The sequence below is a fragment of the Acinetobacter colistiniresistens genome, from assembly GCF_000413935.1.
GTDB lineage: Bacteria > Pseudomonadota > Gammaproteobacteria > Pseudomonadales > Moraxellaceae > Acinetobacter > Acinetobacter colistiniresistens.
Window position 1 is genome coordinate 86,516 of sequence record NZ_KE340377.1, and the last position, 15,011, is coordinate 101,526.

General features: G+C 39.4%; 12 protein-coding genes and 1 pseudogene. 9 read left to right on the forward strand and 4 right to left on the reverse strand.

What is annotated here, in order from left to right:
• Positions 1-45 precede the first annotated feature (45 nt).
• The 4 genes from F907_RS15375 to F907_RS15360 form a co-directional block, all read right to left on the reverse strand.
• The gene (locus F907_RS15375; RefSeq protein WP_016651296.1) at positions 46-1,200 is read right to left on the reverse strand and encodes a pyridoxal phosphate-dependent aminotransferase; all 1,155 of its coding nucleotides are present in this window, start codon (positions 1,198-1,200) and stop codon (positions 46-48) included.
• 272 nt (positions 1,201-1,472) lie between these two features.
• A complete protein-coding gene (locus F907_RS15370; protein WP_005270220.1) occupies positions 1,473-2,780 on the reverse strand; it encodes a DUF445 domain-containing protein in 1,308 nt (435 codons plus the stop codon).
• Positions 2,781-2,797: 17 nt separating this feature from the next.
• Entirely contained in the window at positions 2,798-3,355 is a 558-nt protein-coding gene (locus F907_RS15365; protein WP_005270221.1) for a CC0125/CC1285 family lipoprotein, read from the reverse strand.
• Between the two features lie 36 nt (positions 3,356-3,391).
• Positions 3,392-3,931 carry a DUF924 family protein gene (locus F907_RS15360; RefSeq protein WP_016651297.1) on the reverse strand — a complete coding sequence of 180 codons (540 nt, stop codon included), beginning with the start codon at positions 3,929-3,931 and terminating at the stop codon, positions 3,392-3,394.
• Positions 3,932-4,159: 228 nt separating this feature from the next.
• Between F907_RS15360 and gshA the strand changes: the two genes are divergently transcribed.
• From gshA to F907_RS15315, 9 genes and pseudogenes are all read left to right on the forward strand, one after another.
• Positions 4,160-5,734, forward strand: a complete 1,575-nt coding sequence (gene gshA, locus F907_RS15355; protein WP_005270225.1) for a glutamate--cysteine ligase — start codon at positions 4,160-4,162, stop codon at positions 5,732-5,734.
• Between the two features lie 18 nt (positions 5,735-5,752).
• Positions 5,753-6,259 carry a disulfide bond formation protein B gene (locus tag F907_RS15350; RefSeq protein WP_005270227.1) on the forward strand — a complete coding sequence of 169 codons (507 nt, stop codon included), beginning with the start codon at positions 5,753-5,755 and terminating at the stop codon, positions 6,257-6,259.
• Positions 6,260-6,436: 177 nt separating this feature from the next.
• Positions 6,437-9,826: a type VI secretion system Vgr family protein gene (locus F907_RS15345; protein ID WP_016651298.1), complete on the forward strand. Its 3,390-nt coding sequence runs from the start codon at positions 6,437-6,439 to the stop codon at positions 9,824-9,826.
• A 10-nt stretch (positions 9,827-9,836) separates the two neighbouring features.
• Positions 9,837-11,717, forward strand: a complete 1,881-nt coding sequence (locus F907_RS15340; RefSeq protein WP_016651299.1) for a LysM peptidoglycan-binding domain-containing protein — start codon at positions 9,837-9,839, stop codon at positions 11,715-11,717.
• Between the two features lie 15 nt (positions 11,718-11,732).
• Complete coding sequence (locus tag F907_RS15335) at positions 11,733-12,449, forward strand: toxin-antitoxin system YwqK family antitoxin (protein ID WP_016651300.1); 717 nt, start codon at positions 11,733-11,735, stop codon at positions 12,447-12,449.
• Positions 12,442-12,819, forward strand: coding sequence for a hypothetical protein (locus F907_RS15330; RefSeq protein ID WP_016651301.1), 378 nt, complete (start codon positions 12,442-12,444; stop codon positions 12,817-12,819). The genes F907_RS15335 and F907_RS15330 overlap by 8 nt, the downstream gene beginning before the upstream one ends.
• Before the next feature lie 123 nt (positions 12,820-12,942).
• Complete coding sequence (locus F907_RS15325) at positions 12,943-13,452, forward strand: hypothetical protein (protein WP_016651302.1); 510 nt, start codon at positions 12,943-12,945, stop codon at positions 13,450-13,452.
• A gap of 102 nt (positions 13,453-13,554) precedes the next feature.
• Positions 13,555-14,430: a hypothetical protein gene (locus F907_RS15320; protein ID WP_016651303.1), complete on the forward strand. Its 876-nt coding sequence runs from the start codon at positions 13,555-13,557 to the stop codon at positions 14,428-14,430.
• A gap of 102 nt (positions 14,431-14,532) precedes the next feature.
• Positions 14,533-15,011 (forward strand): annotated as a pseudogene (locus tag F907_RS15315) (hypothetical protein); the annotation flags it as partial.

Genomic DNA, 15,011 nt, shown 5'->3' on the forward strand with positions numbered 1-15,011 from the left:
ATTCTCAGTTGTGTTGAAGATGAGGGTTCAGTTTCTTTTTGTTGATCAACATTGTACGAGAATTTCACCGGCACGTTGTAATGTTTGATCGGTCTTGGCGAAGCAGAAGCGAATCAGTCGCAGTGATTCAGGTGCCTGCTGATAAAACACTGAAATTGGAATGGCCACAATTTTGTGTTGCTCGGCAAGAAATTGGCACATCTCGACATCATTGAGATCAGGGCGAATGTTGCTGTAATCCAGATTCTGGAAATAAGTCCCTGGGGAGGGAATAAAGTTAAAACGCGAGTTTTGAATCTGGGTATTGAACATGTCACGCTTGGCCTGATAAAAGCTTGGCAATTGCTGAATATGCTCAGGATGCTGCTGCATATAGTTGGCCAATGCAATCTGGCACGGGGTAGTGCCACAGAAATTGGCAAACTGATAAATCTGGCGAAATAGACGCATGAGTTGTGGTGCAGCAACACAATAGCCTGTTTTCCAGCCTGTGACATGATAGGTTTTGCCGAAAGAACCAATCACGAAACTGCGTTCACGTAATTCAGGGAATTGCAGTGCACTATGGTGTTTTTGCCCATCAAAAATCAGATGTTCATAGACTTCATCGGACAATACCACGATATTTTTATCTTGGATCAGCTCAATCAGTTGGCGCCAATCCTGTTCTGACCAGATCGCACCTGTTGGATTGTGTGGCGTGTTGACAATAATCATGCGGGTGTTGCTATTGATACTGTCTTTGACCTTCTGCCAGTTCACCTGAAAGCTGGGTGCTTCTAAATGAATATGCACTGATTTTCCACCTGCCAACTGAACCGCAGGGGCATAGCTGTCATAGCTTGGGTCGAAAATAATCACTTCATCGCCTGCATGGATACAGGCTTGAATGGCACAGAAAATCGCAATGGTCGCGCCTGGGGTGATGGTGATTTCAGTGACTGGGTCGAGTTGCAGTTGATCACGTGCTAAGAATTGTGTCGCCAGTTGCTGTCTTAAAGCCAGTACGCCGTCACCTGCAGGGTATTGGTTATAGCCTGAAAGCGTGGCTTGGCTTAGTGCTTCGAGTAGGGCTGGCGGGGCTGGAAAATCGGGGAAGCCTTGGGAGAGATTCAGGGCATTGAGTCGTTGTGCGAGTTCAGTCATGACGCTAAAGATGGTCACGCCTTGGCTAGGGAGTTTTGACTGAAGTTGCAACATGATTGAAATGACCTATAGAATTTTAATGGATTATGTATTTTGATGGTGTCTTACCGAGAGCTTATCTAATTTCAGGATAAGCCTTCAGCTGGAGTTACTTTGGTTTCGCCCAAAGTAACCAAAAGCATTGTCATTCGCAAAACCTGTTCACTTCTTGCATTGGTTTTATTACATCGCAGAAACAGCACTTAATTGAAATCACGCAGGTTGCGAATGACTTTTTTCGCGTATCTTATTGATGACAGGTTTTTGTAGTCAATATTGATGCTATATTACAAAACATTTTCAACAATGGCACGTATCACACCGAGTGCTAAACCAATAAAGGCACCGACAATCACACCATTGACGCGGATCATATGCAAATCACCGCCCACCTCGCTTTCGATTTTGGCAATCATTTCTCGTGAATCCCACTCATGAATCCGTTCACTGATATAACGAATGATCTTGTCGCTATATTGCTCACTGAAATTAATGGCTAAGCCGACCATTTTTTCATTCAGTACCTGACGTACTTTTTCATTTTGAATCAGACTTTCACCGAGTTGCTGGATCGCCGCCTGTAGGTTAGTGGCAATGCCTGAATCTTGCTGCATTAAATCGGTTTTGATGGCATCACATAATATCCCCACCGCACCACTGATAAAATTCAGGACCTGTGGGCTATCAAGCAGTGCATCTTTACCACGATTTAAACGCTGGCTGGCTTCACTGTCGGGTTCTGCCAGTTCCAGCATCAGGTTATGGGTGGTGGCTTCAATATCCTGACGCCATGGATGATCTGGGTTGGCCAGCATCGACTCAACTTTTTCAATCAGAGAGTCAATGGTGCGTTGCTGTACATCAATGCCGATCCAGCTTGCGCCTTTGGCCAGCTTCCAGACCCCTAATTCTTGGAATAATTTACGTGATAAATCACGTGCTTCTTCCGGATGTGACACCATCCATTCATGTGCCAGATCGAGTCCACGTTGTAGCACATCTTGATGGAAATCATTTTCCAGTACAGCGCGCAGCATTTCACTGGCCAGTTTATTGACCTTGGTACTTCTGACCCACTGCACACTGTTGTTCTGGACGAAGTGTGCAATTTGCTCTTGGCTGACAAATTCAAAGATTCTCGGCACGGTGTGCTGAATCATCTGCACCACTTGCTGATTGTTTTTGGGACTGGCTAACCATTGACCTACAGCCAAACTGATATCAGCATTTTGTAGACTGCGTTGCACGATCTGTGGGGAAAGAAAATTTTCCTGTACAAAGCGACCCATTGACTCGGCAATACGGGCCTTATTGCGTGGGATAATTTCGGTGTGGTCACGCAACAGTTTGGGTAGCGGCATTCTGCCAAAAGGATTACGGAATAACACAGTGACCGCATACCAGTCCGCCAAGCCACCGACCACACCTGCTTCCGCGCCGAGCATGAAAATATGGATGAGCCATTTATATTCAGGCAGAAAGTGCGCCGCGACCATTAAAGCGATCCATGACACCACTGCAATGATCAGTGCCATGGTGGCGAAGTATTTACTTCGTTGTAAGCTCGGGACGTGGATTTCTTCGACTGAACTCATGGAGTCATCCTTTTAATTTATTTTTTATTTTGAGGCGGTGCAGGGGGCTGCAACACTTCTCCTGTCGGGCTCAAGCCATATTTTGGCCCTAAAGACTGCAAAATCATTTGAGCATCAAAGGCATCAGGAGATTGCTGCTGTGTCTTAAAGCACTCGATAGTATACGACACTTGAATTGGATCAAGATTGACCACTTGTGGGGTATCGTAGAATGGATCCGGCCAAAAGGCAGGATGACGACGATAATAGCCATAAGGGTAATACGATGGCGTCGGATAAATCACGGCTTGGCGCGGTGTCTTATGGCGGGCATTACTTGGATCATCCACCACACTAAAATAACGGAAACCATTTTTAACCGTAGTTTGTGCGGCTTTAAGCAAGGTAATTTCCTCAGCCGTACCATAACTCAAGTTATTGTCTGCTTGGAAACCGACACGGTAAGTTTTGTTATTTAACGGATAAGTGGTGAATTGGCCCAGTTGGTCAAAGGTTCTGGGTTTGGAGGGAACCGTTGCACATCCTGCAAATGTCAGTGCGACAAGCAGCGGGGTGCATATTAATACGCTTTTCATATGCCATTCCTATGTACAGTGTCGAGGGGAATCGACTTAAAAACTGCTATTCGGTTGAGTTAAAAACTCCAATTCTTCAGCGGTTGAGTGACGTCCTAATAGTGCATTGCGATGCGGATAACGCCCAAAACGATCAATGATCACTTTGTGCTTTTTCTCAAAGCTTAGATTTATTTCATTGCCTAAGCGTTGAAATAATTTCAGGGCAAATTCATGCATGCGTTTGGATTCACTATGCATAAACGGCATATAAAGGAAGGAGCGTTGCTCTGGGCTGAGTTGTGCGTCCAGCTGTAAGCTAATGGCCTCTTGTGCCAATGCGAGTGCAAGGCTGTCATAAGCAAAAGCGTGGGCTTGATCCCGATATAAATTTCGGGAGAATTGGTCGAGTATAATAATTTCCGCCAAGCGCCCTTCAGCTGTTTCACGCCATGACCACAGCTCGGCCTGAGCGGCCTGATGATGAATCTCTGCAAAGGACGCGCGAATTTTTGCATCAAAATCATCACTTTTAGCAAACCAAAGTGAACGATGGTCAGGGTCAAACCAAAAATTAAGAATGTCTTGCGCTTGCATGGGGGAGTATCCACTGGAAGATTTATTTTTTAATAAAATCACAATTTCAGCGTGTCTTATGTAACAAGATTGTGATAAAAATTGCCAAACTAAATCAGATGACTAGATTGTAATTGTCGTTATAATTGGCTGAGTCGAAGGGATTGGCATGCAGATCATGCCTGTAGAATCGACGACGTCGTTACCATGCATGTGGTCGGCTGATCCTGAATAAGCGAGCAATAGAATATGAATCAACCCAGCCTTACTTCCTCTGTGATACCAACTTGGGTAGATGCCTCGCTATTAAAGGGGATGTTACGTGGCATTGAGCGTGAAAGCCTGCGGATGCAAAGTAATGGATTTTTATCACAAAAAAATCATCCAGAAGCGCTCGGTTCAGCTCTGACACATCCATATATTACGACGGATTATTCAGAAGCATTGATGGAGTTTATCACCACGCCACAAACAACGATTGCGGCGGCACTCAATGAACTGAGTGATATTCATAGTATCGTCCATGAGCAACTGGAAGATGGCGAACGCTTATGGCCTCTGTCGATGCCCTGTATGCTGGATGATAACGAAGAAAATATTAAACTGGCACAATATGGCAGTTCCAATATTGGTCGCTTTAAAACCTTATATCGTCGTGGTTTAGGTGTGCGTTATGGTCGCCGTATGCAGACCATTTCCGGGGTGCATTATAATTTATCTTTTCCAGAACAATTATTTGCGCTTTTGCAGCAGCATGAAAGCAACCCACAATTAAAACAGCTCAGCCTGCAAGATTATCGTAGTCACCGCTATTTCGGTTTGATCCGCAACTTTATTCGTTTGATTCCTTTGGTGATGTATATGCTGGGTGCGAGCCCATCGGTATGCCGCTGTTTTCTGACTGGCCGTCAGCACCATTTACAACCCTTAGTAAAGGGTACGCTCTATTTACCTGAAGCAACCGCTTTACGGATGGGGCGTTTGGGCTATCAAAACTCAGCGCAAAAAGAGCTTGGCATTCATTATAACGACCTGCATGATTATCTGGATGGCTTACAAAAAGCCGTGCATACGCCATATCCAGAGTTTACGGCACTGGGCCTCAACGATGAGCAGGGTGAGCCGATTCAGATCAATGATCATGTGCTACAGATTGAAAATGAATACTACAGTCTGGTACGCCCTAAACAGGTACCACAAGCGGGTGAAACACCATCACAAGCCTTAAAAAATCGTGGTGTGGGTTATGTCGAATTACGTGCAGTGGATGTGAATCCGTATAGTGCGATTGGGATTGATGAAATTTCGGCAGGCTTCCTTGAAAGTCTGGCGTTGTACTGTTTGCTCAAAGACAGTCCAGATTTATTTGCTGAAGAACAAGAGCAGATTGACCGCAATCAAACAGAAGTGGTCAATCGTGGTCGTGCAGCAGATGCCAAGATCGAAGAGGGAGACCACTCGATTGCACTAAAAGACTGGGCACAAACCCATTTAAATGCGATTCAAGACTGTGCCAAGCTATTAGACCAAATGGATGGCACACAGCTGTATCAAGATGCGATCCAAGTGATGCAGCAGCGCCTAGACCATGTCGAAAATACCCCTTCGGCTCATGTGATTGCAGATACCTTGCAGCATGGCGGCACATGGAATTTTGGCAGTGTCATGGCGCAGCAACATGTTGATCATTATGACCAACATCCACTCAGTGAAGAACGCAAACATTATTTTGAACAATTGGCGCAAACATCGTTGCAAAAACAGGCGCAACTTGAACAAGATAACGACATGAGTTTTGAACAATATCTTGCACAATACCGTTAAAATTTTAGAGGACTTCCCATGCGATGGAATTACCGCCTAGTCAGCGCTGTTTTGGTACTGACCAGCATCATTGGTATCTCATTTGCGTTGTATCTAGAGCATGTGCAAGGTTTAAACCCTTGTCCATTGTGTATTTTCCAACGTATCGGCTTGATTATAATGGGTTTGATTGCCCTCGTTGCCTTTATTCATAATCCGGTTTCGAGTGCATTCAAACGTTTTTATGCTTTCTTGGCGACCGTATCAATTGGCTGGTCAGTTGCCGTCGCAGCACGCCATATCTGGTTGCAGCATTTACCTGCTGACCAAGTGCCAAGCTGTGGGCCGGGTTTAGATTATCTGGTTGATGTGTTGCCGATGAAGGCGGTATTACAGGAAGTGCTTTCAGGTTCTGGTGAGTGTGCAGTGATTGACTGGACGTTCTTGGGACAATCTTTGCCAGTTTGGTCTTTGTTGTATTTCAGCCTGATTTTATTGATCTGCTTATGGCAGCTGTTTAGAAACTACGGGGTTGCTGCAAAATAACAGCATGCATCTGTACTCGCTGGATAAAGCCCGAAATGTGAATGCATATTTCGGGCTTTATATTCTCTATAACTAAACAAGTTGTGCCATTTTGTTGCTTGAACGCTTTTTTTATGGACAGATAAGTCTGTTTTTTGTAAAGTTCAGCCAAATCCCAGCACAATCCGATTATAAAAAATGCTTTTTAATATATTTAATGTATTAGAAAAAATAGGGCTAAATGCACAGAAACGTGCTATCCACGTACAGTTTTCTAATCATCTACTGAATAATCAAGTTTTTTTACAGCGCATACAAGGCCAGCATCAACTCAATGTGGGTTTGGAAGCTGAGCTGATTTGCCTGTCGACCAATGCCCAGATTCCCCTCAAACAGTTTATTGGGGTTCAGGTTGCGGTTGATCAGGTTACCGATTCAGGGCAGTTGTTTCGCACCACGGGGATTGTGACTGAGGCCAGCTATGGGCAAAGTGATGGTGCATTAACGCTGTATAAGCTAACTATAAACGATGCGACTCATTTATGGCATAAGCGCCGTAACAGCCGTGTGTTTATGAATAAAACGGTTGTGGAAATTACCGAAGTTTTATTCAAGGAGTGGCAGCAAAGAAGCCCACTTTTTGCGGCAAGTTTGAATCTGGATCTGAATGGCTTAAGCCAGAATTATGATATACGCCCCTTTGTGATGGGCTCGAATGAATCTGATTATGACTTTCTAACGCGCTTATGGCGCAGTGAAGGCATTAGCTGGCTGATTGATGAAGCTGAACTTTTTGTGCCGCATTCGAGTACCCCTGTTAAAGCGCAGAAGCTAAGATTAATTGATGACAATAGCCAGTATCAGGCTCTGGCTCGACGGAGCATTCGTTATCATCGCAGCAGTGCCACAGAATTTCAGGATAGCATTACTGGCTTTGTGGCGGTGCGAAGCCTGCAACCCACAGCCGTGCATCTGCAACGCTGGCAGCCCGATGCCTTGGCACAAGAAGAAGGCGCAGGTTCAGTCGTCACCAGCCATAACCATTCGGACAGTTTCGACTCTGCCAGTTTAAGTCTTGAGCAGGCATGGCATATCAGCCCAGCCTGGATGCAGGATTTAAAGGGTGAAGACCAAGCGACAGCTTCTGGGAACAGTCAGTTAGAAAAACTGAATCAGCAATTCAATGACATGTATGCCAGTCAAGCCAAATACTTTAAGGCTTACAGCACGGTACGGGATAGTCAGGTTGGCTATTGGTTTAATCTGAGGGAACATCCTGAAATTGATCAGCATGAAGGGGCTGATCAAGAGTTCCTGATTATCTCCAAGCATTTCTACAATCAAAATAATTTACCGAAAGATTTACAGCAACAGGTGAGTCAGCTGCTCAGCCAAAGCCGCTGGGATCAACACGGCTATGACGAGGCAGAGCGTCAGGGTAATGAACTGACCTTGATTCGCCGTCAGATTAAAATCACCCCTGAATATGATCCAGAGTTGCATCGTCCGATTGCCTATCCGCAACGCGCCAAAGTGGTTGGGCCGGAAGGAGAAACCATTTATGTGGATGAATGGGGACGGATTAAGGTGCGCTTTCTGTTTACCCGTAGCGATGACCATGGACATGATGGTGGTGCGGGCAGCAATGACAATGACACCGACTCTGCATGGGTGGATGTCCTCACGCCTTGGGCGGGGGAAGGCTATGGTGCACGCTTCTTGCCACGGATTGGTGAAGTGGTGGTCATCGATTTCTTTGATGGCAATATCGACCGTCCTTTTGTGACAGGGCGAATCCATGAAGCGCAACGTTCTCCGACCAAGTTTGATGTCAAAGGACAACTCCCAGATACTAAAAAACTCAGTGGTATCCGCAGTCAGGAAGTCAATGGCAGTGGTTTTAACCAGTTACGTTTTGATGATACAACGGGGCAAATCAGTACCCAGTTACAAAGTAGCCATGCTGCAACACAACTGAATTTAGGTAATTTAAGCCACCCTAAAGTGCAGGAAAGCAGCAACGGTCGTGGTGAGGGCTTCGAGCTCAGAACCGATGCTTGGGGCGCTGTGCGGGCAGGCAAAGGCATGCTGATCAGTACCTATGCCCAAGAACAGGCCATTGCTGATCATCTGGAAGCTGCTCAAGCACAATCTTTGCTGTCACAGGGCTATGACAGCATGAAAATGCTCAGTGAAGTGGCTGCTAAACAACAGACCGATGCGCTGAATGTGATTAACCGCTTACCGAAGTTTATTCAGTCATTGGAACTTAAAACCACAGGTCAAGCACTGGATAGTACTTTAAATTTATTTAAAGAAGGGATGAGTAATGACCCAATTCATGCTTTAAAGGATTGCGGTGGTTTTATTGAGGATATTGGTGCACTTGGCGGTAATGCCAAAGGCGCAGTAGAAGAATTTAATGCGTTCTTTAGTGATGCCAAAGATGCGGTTGAAAATCTGAAAGAGTTCATTGAAAACGTAGAAGAGCATGGCGCTGATATTGTCAAAGGTAAGCTTGCCAGTATTAAAGATCGGATTCAGCAAAACCCGTTTGAGAGTATTAAAGAAGTCGGGAAGGTTTTGGCCAATGTCGATATTAAAGATTTTGAGCTGATGAGTACCTGTGGAACCTTTAGTAAAGGCAGCAAGTTAGACATCACTCCGTCCAAAGCCTTGAGCTCATTACAGGGCTTTATGGAAGGTTATACCCAAGGCTTGGAAAGTAGTTCCAATGCCAAGCAACAAGAGCAAGGCAAGATTTTCAGACAGGCCTTGATGTTGTTGGCATCACCGAATGGAATTGCGTTAACCACGCCTGAAAATATTATTTTGCAGGCCTCTCAGGATATTGCCGAGAGTGCCAGTGGTTCAATTAACCTGAGTGCACAGAAGAATATTATTGGGCATGCACAGGACAAGATCAGTTTGTTTGCCGCGCAAAAGGGCTTTAGAGCTTATGCAGCAAAAGGGAAATTGGAGTTGCAGGCGCAGGATGATCTAATTGAAGTGATTGCTAGGAAGGTCATTAGATTAATTTCGACTGAGGAAAAAATTGAGCTTACTAGTGCAAAAGAAATTGATATTAAGGCTGGAGGTAGTCAACTAATTGTGAATGGAGGTGGAGTGTTTATAAAAACAGGTGGCAAGTTTGAGGTGAAGAGTGGGCAGCATATTTTTTTAAGTGGTGAAAATATTTCTATACCAAAATATGATTTACCTAAGATAGAAAAGAATAAATTTAGCTTGAGATTTGCTCCATTTGGTAATGATATTAACTTTGATCTAATGGGCTTTGTTAACCAACCTTATAAAATTATTAATAAAGAAAGTGGAGAAATACTTTCAAGTGGTGTGATCACTGAAACAAAATTGCCACGAGTTTTCAGTGACACTGAAGATGAGGTGGAGTTGTCGATTGGTAAGGAGTTATGGAAAATTGATGTTCAAGAATTATCTTCTAGCGAAGAAAATGAATCAGAAAATGAAGTCGAAATTCCAGAAAATTTATATTGTGAATTTGAAGATGAAAACATTGAGCATGATTTTCTTGATTCAGACCTAATAAATTCGATAATAAATAAATAGGAATATAATTATGGCGAAATTTATTAAAGCATCTCATGACAGACCGACATTGACTGTTCAATATCTTTCAGATGATGGGAAAATCTTATTAAGAACAGGAGGAACAATTGCTTGGAGATTTAACAACCCTGGAAATATGAGACCTAAAGATAAAGGAATGTATCCAGGACAAATTGGTACTGGAAATACGAAAAGTGGAAATTTTGCTATTTTTGAAAGCTATGAAATAGGAAGACGAGAAAAAAAGGCTTTGCTTAGACGTAAATATAATAATTACTCATTAAAAGATGCTCTATATATTTATGCACCGCCTAATGAGAATGATACTGAAGCATATATTGCTTATTTAATAAAACACACAGGTTTTACTCGCTCGACCGTATTGTCATCGTTAGATGATAAAGGAATTGAGAAATTAATGGATGCTATGGAGCGTAAGGAGGGATATTATAATACAAATACACAACCTCCACGTTCTGATAAATGGATTAGTACTACAACTGTAAATGTTAGTAATGGTTCTAATCCATTAGCCGATCAAAAAATCATAATTAATCATAATGATAGGAAAAAAGAATATGTCACTAATAAAAATGGAAATTTACCTCCGATTCCTCATGTAAAACAAGGAGATAAAATTTCTTTTAGTGCTATGGTGGATGGTTGTGAAACATTAATTGGAGAGGTGGTAACTTCTGTTGAGTCTCAAGTGGTTAGTTTGGTTAATAATGCAGCCCGTTTTACCAGTAGGTTAATGCCTCAGAATGGATCTTTTAGCGCAAAAAAAGATGATATACCAAGAATTGATTATGTTGTTGTCAATGGTGATGTGCTCTCAAAAATTGCAAAGCGCTTTCGTGTCACTGCCCAACAAATTCAACAGTGGAATAATATAAAAAATGCAAATGAAATTTATGCAGGTCAAATGCTTGCGATAGGGTATTTTGCAAAAAAAATTAATGAGCAACAAAAAGGTAAAAGTAGAAATAGTTCTGCAAATATTTATAGAGTTAAATCTGGCGATACAATTTATAAAATTTGTAAATTAAAAGGTATCTCAATTGATAGTCTTATGAAAGCAAATCCACAGATTAAAGAAAGAGATACGATTTTAGTTGGTCAAATAGTTACAATACCATCTTCTGTTTCTAGTACTCATACTAAACCAAAAAGTGAAACAAAAAAGCAAGAATCTAATGACGTTGGGACAGCAGCTTTGACCTCAATAACTACGGTTATCTCTGGTTTGGGGAATAATATACAAGAGGTTACAAGAAGTAAATCAGGAACAGGTGAGGGATTAGCGATTTTACCTGTGAATAATCGAGAAGCGCCATGGATGCCAATTGTAATTCGGGAGCTAAAACAATGGTATGGCAAAAGAGAGGGTGTCATTACAAAACAAGATAACTATCATATGTTAACAGGTAGTAAAATCAATACTTTGGTTGGTTCAACTCAGGCATGGTGCGCATCATTTGCAAATTATTGTTTACAAGAAGCTAAATATGCAAAATCAGCTGAGCCAGCAAGTGCATTAAGCTTTCGTCGTGATACAAAAAATTTTGTTAAAATAACAAAGCCTATTTTTGGTGCATTGGCAACTATCCCTACTTCCTCAGGAGCTAGTCCAGAAGCTAAATCAGGTTTTGGTCATGTTGGTTTTGTTTATTGTTTAGATAAGACGAGTGGTCGATTTCTTATAATAGGTGGGAATCAGGATGATCAAATCACGATTGCTAGTAAATCAATATCAGCTTATAGATTCTATGTACCAAAAGCTTATCATGAGTTTTCGAAATCTCAACTTTTGGAAAAGAAAATGTCTGTTGATGATCTATATGGAGCTTTAGGGCTAAAAACAGTTCGTACAAGCAATGCAACACGGTAGAATCAGGATATATTTATGAAATTTAGTACCATCTGCTTTTATTCTTCTTTATTTCTTTTAAGTGCTTGTTCACAATCAGAAACTCAAAATCAGCACTTAAATGAGAAAACTGAGCAAAAACTTGAAGCCCATGATAAAAGTACTGATTCGGTTATCTTGTATATGAAGAATGCAGAATCATCTGGTCAAGAAATGACAACAAAAGAACAGGCAGAATTTTATCGGGTTTTATTAAAGAAGTTAGATGGGCAAAGATTTTTAGTTCAGGATTTCTATATTACGGGTAAAAAACAAACTGATCCGTATATTTTAACAGATGGTAAATTGGATTATGTTTATAATGAACAAGCTGATACATCATATTATCCGAGAGAAGGTTCTAGAATTGTATGGTATGAGTCTGGTAGTAAAGCAGCGGAGACCGAATATAATGATCATAAAGAAAATGGTCTATGGCGTGTTTGGTATGAAAATGGAAATTTAAAGGAAGAAACAAATTATAAAGCTGGTAAAATAAATGGTAATAGTAAAAATTGGAATGAAGATGGCAAGTTAACAGGTGAGTGCAATTACAAAGATGGTTTGGAAGATGGTAGATGCTATGAAAAATATACTATGAACCCTCAAATTTTTATCTATGATGGTACATATAAAGAGGGAATTAAAGTGGGTAAATGGAAAGAGTGGGATGAGGAAGGTAAATTAGTAAAAGTAGAGAGCCATAATGATTAACTTAAAAATAAACGCTTTGTTTTTTTTCATAGTAGCGAACACCATATTTTTATCGCAAACATATGCGAGTGATAATTTTACAATCCTAACAGGTCATATATTAAATAAAAAGAGTATAGATGAACAAAATAAAATACATCCGTATGATGTTGTTTTATTGCCAACAGCTAGAGATTTTTATTTAAAAGAAGAGGGTGAAGAGTATAAAAAAATAAAAGAAATCCAGTTGAACTATTTAGATGTGAAATATAAGATTGAATATAATAAGCCCGCACAAATAACATGCAAAGGTTTGTATTCAGCTGATTCTATGTTTCATTATACCAATTTAATTTGTGTGGTTGGAAAAATAAATTATATAAAGCGATGATTTTAGTCTTGTGTAATTATAAGTTTCTAGGTGGCACTATTTGATTTTTTTAAAAAATTAATAGTTTTAATAATTAAGCCCTGAATTGATGAGCCGAAATAAATCATAGTGGAAATAGTAATAATGAAAAATACATCTGTTAGCTTAACTCTACTTGTAGTTTTATCAGTTTTAGGGTGTTCAGGTAATACAATTGCAGCAAAGGATATTAATAAAACAGAAGAAAATGTCAGAGTAATTAAATACCCTATATCATCAAATTTTTATTCAGAATGTAGAGAAAATAAATCTGAAAAAGAATGCAGGAAAATAAGTGATATAAAAGATTATTCTTATCAATCAACGAAAATTTTAAAAGAACTCCCAGTTGAAGTGAGTTTTTTGTCAGATAGTAAGGTAAAAGATCTTAATGTCGATAATTTTAGATTTATATCTAAGGGTAATGATATAGTTTACTCTATAGCTGAAAAGTATGTAGATACAGATGAAGAGGCTAAATCAGAATTTTATTTGATTAAAATTAAGCCAAAACTGGAAATAGAAAAAATAGGTGATTATTACTCAATTGATAGCTTAGGGATAATAACTTATAAAGATAACAATGGGAAATTACTAAAGAGAAGTTTAAAATAAAAATTACTTAATATTGAGCTGAAATACCCTAACTGAGTTGGGGTGTTTTTAAAATAAATTAAAAATTAAGAGTGGCTGATTTAGACTAATAGGAAATTTGAAATGAATTTTTTGAAAAAAGTAATGATATTTTCTGTTGGTTTAGTAGTATCAAGTTTTTGTTTTTCTAAAGAGAATGGTCAAAATATTAAAGTTGAGCCTTGTGGTTTTGATTATGATGTTAATAACTATTACTGTAAAACGGATAAAATTAAAGTTTTTGAAGGAAATATTGGAAGAAAGTCAGATTTTAATAAAGATTATTCTGTAATAAAAATTGATGATGGAAAATATTATAGATTGGCCGCATTAAATCAAAGAAGTTATAAAGTTTACCCTTTGAATTACCAAATAAATAAGAAAAAAGCTAACTTTAATTACGCTGTTGAAAAAGATGAGTTGTGTGTATCAGGGGATTTATATTCTTATAGAGATACATATTTAAATTCAAAAGCGTGCTTTAAAATTATTGATAACGCTTTTGTAAAAGTGAGTATTGTAGAGGATATAAGTCAAAAAAATAATAGTAATAGCCTTGTGTTTATTAAAACACCTATCTCATCTGATTTCTTCTCTAAATGTAATGAGAAAAATCCAGTGAAAAAATGTGAGCAGCTTGAAAGTTCTAATAATAGGGCATATTCTTTATCTGAGTTAAAGAAAATATCTCCTGATTTTTTGAATATATTTGATAATCCTAAAGTGGATTCATTGAATGCAAATACGTTTAGGTTTCTTCCTAAAATGAAAGATGGTTTTTATTCTATTGCTGAAAAGTATATGGAAACAGATGAAGGAACTAGTTCTGAGTTTTATCTGATAAAATTAAAACCTACACTAAATGTAGAGAAAATTGGTGATTATTACTCAATTGATAATTATGGAGTAATAACTTATAAAGATAAAAATGGAAAATTATTGAAGAGGAATTTAAATTAATTTGAACACTATATTTAGTATTTTTTAGTACACCTCAATAGTTTTGGGGTGTATTTTTTATAAATTAATCTAATTTTTTATAGGGAGGTTGAAATAAAGATTATGAATAAATTTATTTTTTTAAAGATGATAGTTGCTTATGGTTTTTTCTTTAACTTTTGTTATGCAAAAGAAAATTCTTCATGGAATGATTATCTTCAAGATTCTACCCAAGTGAAATCACCTGTGGAATATCTAGATGTATATAATAAGTATTCAGTTATCAATCCTAATTTAAAAATAAAGTTAACGGATTTTGGTAATATTGATAAAACAAAGAAAAATATTAACTACACATTAAAAAAATATGGTGTCCAAATATTAAATGGTAAGGTTGTATATGATGTTTTAAGGACAGCAGTGCCTGTGGAGTCTAATGTTGACTTAGCTTTACTATATCACGATAAAGCTATTTTAGCTTTTAGAATAAGAGAGTTAAGTACTGTTAACTGCATATTCCTGCATAAACATACCAGTCATTCCTGTTCGTACCATACCAGTCATTCCTGTTCGCACCATACTACTTTAATTAAAATAATAAA

Excerpts from the sequence above, each read along its gene's own strand:
- F907_RS15330 (WP_016651301.1), top strand. The coding sequence starts at position 12,442 with ATGATTAACTTAAAAATAAACGCTTTGTTTTTTTTCATAGTAGCGAAC.
- F907_RS15335 (WP_016651300.1), top strand. The coding sequence starts at position 11,733 with ATGAAATTTAGTACCATCTGCTTTTATTCTTCTTTATTTCTTTTAAGT.
- gshA (WP_005270225.1), top strand. The coding sequence starts at position 4,160 with ATGAATCAACCCAGCCTTACTTCCTCTGTGATACCAACTTGGGTAGAT.
- F907_RS15320 (WP_016651303.1), top strand. The coding sequence starts at position 13,555 with ATGAATTTTTTGAAAAAAGTAATGATATTTTCTGTTGGTTTAGTAGTA.
- F907_RS15325 (WP_016651302.1), top strand. The coding sequence starts at position 12,943 with ATGAAAAATACATCTGTTAGCTTAACTCTACTTGTAGTTTTATCAGTT.
- F907_RS15370 (WP_005270220.1), bottom strand. The coding sequence starts at position 2,780 with ATGAGTTCAGTCGAAGAAATCCACGTCCCGAGCTTACAACGAAGTAAA.
- F907_RS15375 (WP_016651296.1), bottom strand. The coding sequence starts at position 1,200 with ATGTTGCAACTTCAGTCAAAACTCCCTAGCCAAGGCGTGACCATCTTT.
- F907_RS15350 (WP_005270227.1), top strand. The coding sequence starts at position 5,753 with ATGCGATGGAATTACCGCCTAGTCAGCGCTGTTTTGGTACTGACCAGC.
- F907_RS15340 (WP_016651299.1), top strand. The coding sequence starts at position 9,837 with ATGGCGAAATTTATTAAAGCATCTCATGACAGACCGACATTGACTGTT.
- F907_RS15365 (WP_005270221.1), bottom strand. The coding sequence starts at position 3,355 with ATGAAAAGCGTATTAATATGCACCCCGCTGCTTGTCGCACTGACATTT.
- F907_RS15345 (WP_016651298.1), top strand. The coding sequence starts at position 6,437 with ATGCTTTTTAATATATTTAATGTATTAGAAAAAATAGGGCTAAATGCA.
- F907_RS15360 (WP_016651297.1), bottom strand. The coding sequence starts at position 3,931 with ATGCAAGCGCAAGACATTCTTAATTTTTGGTTTGACCCTGACCATCGT.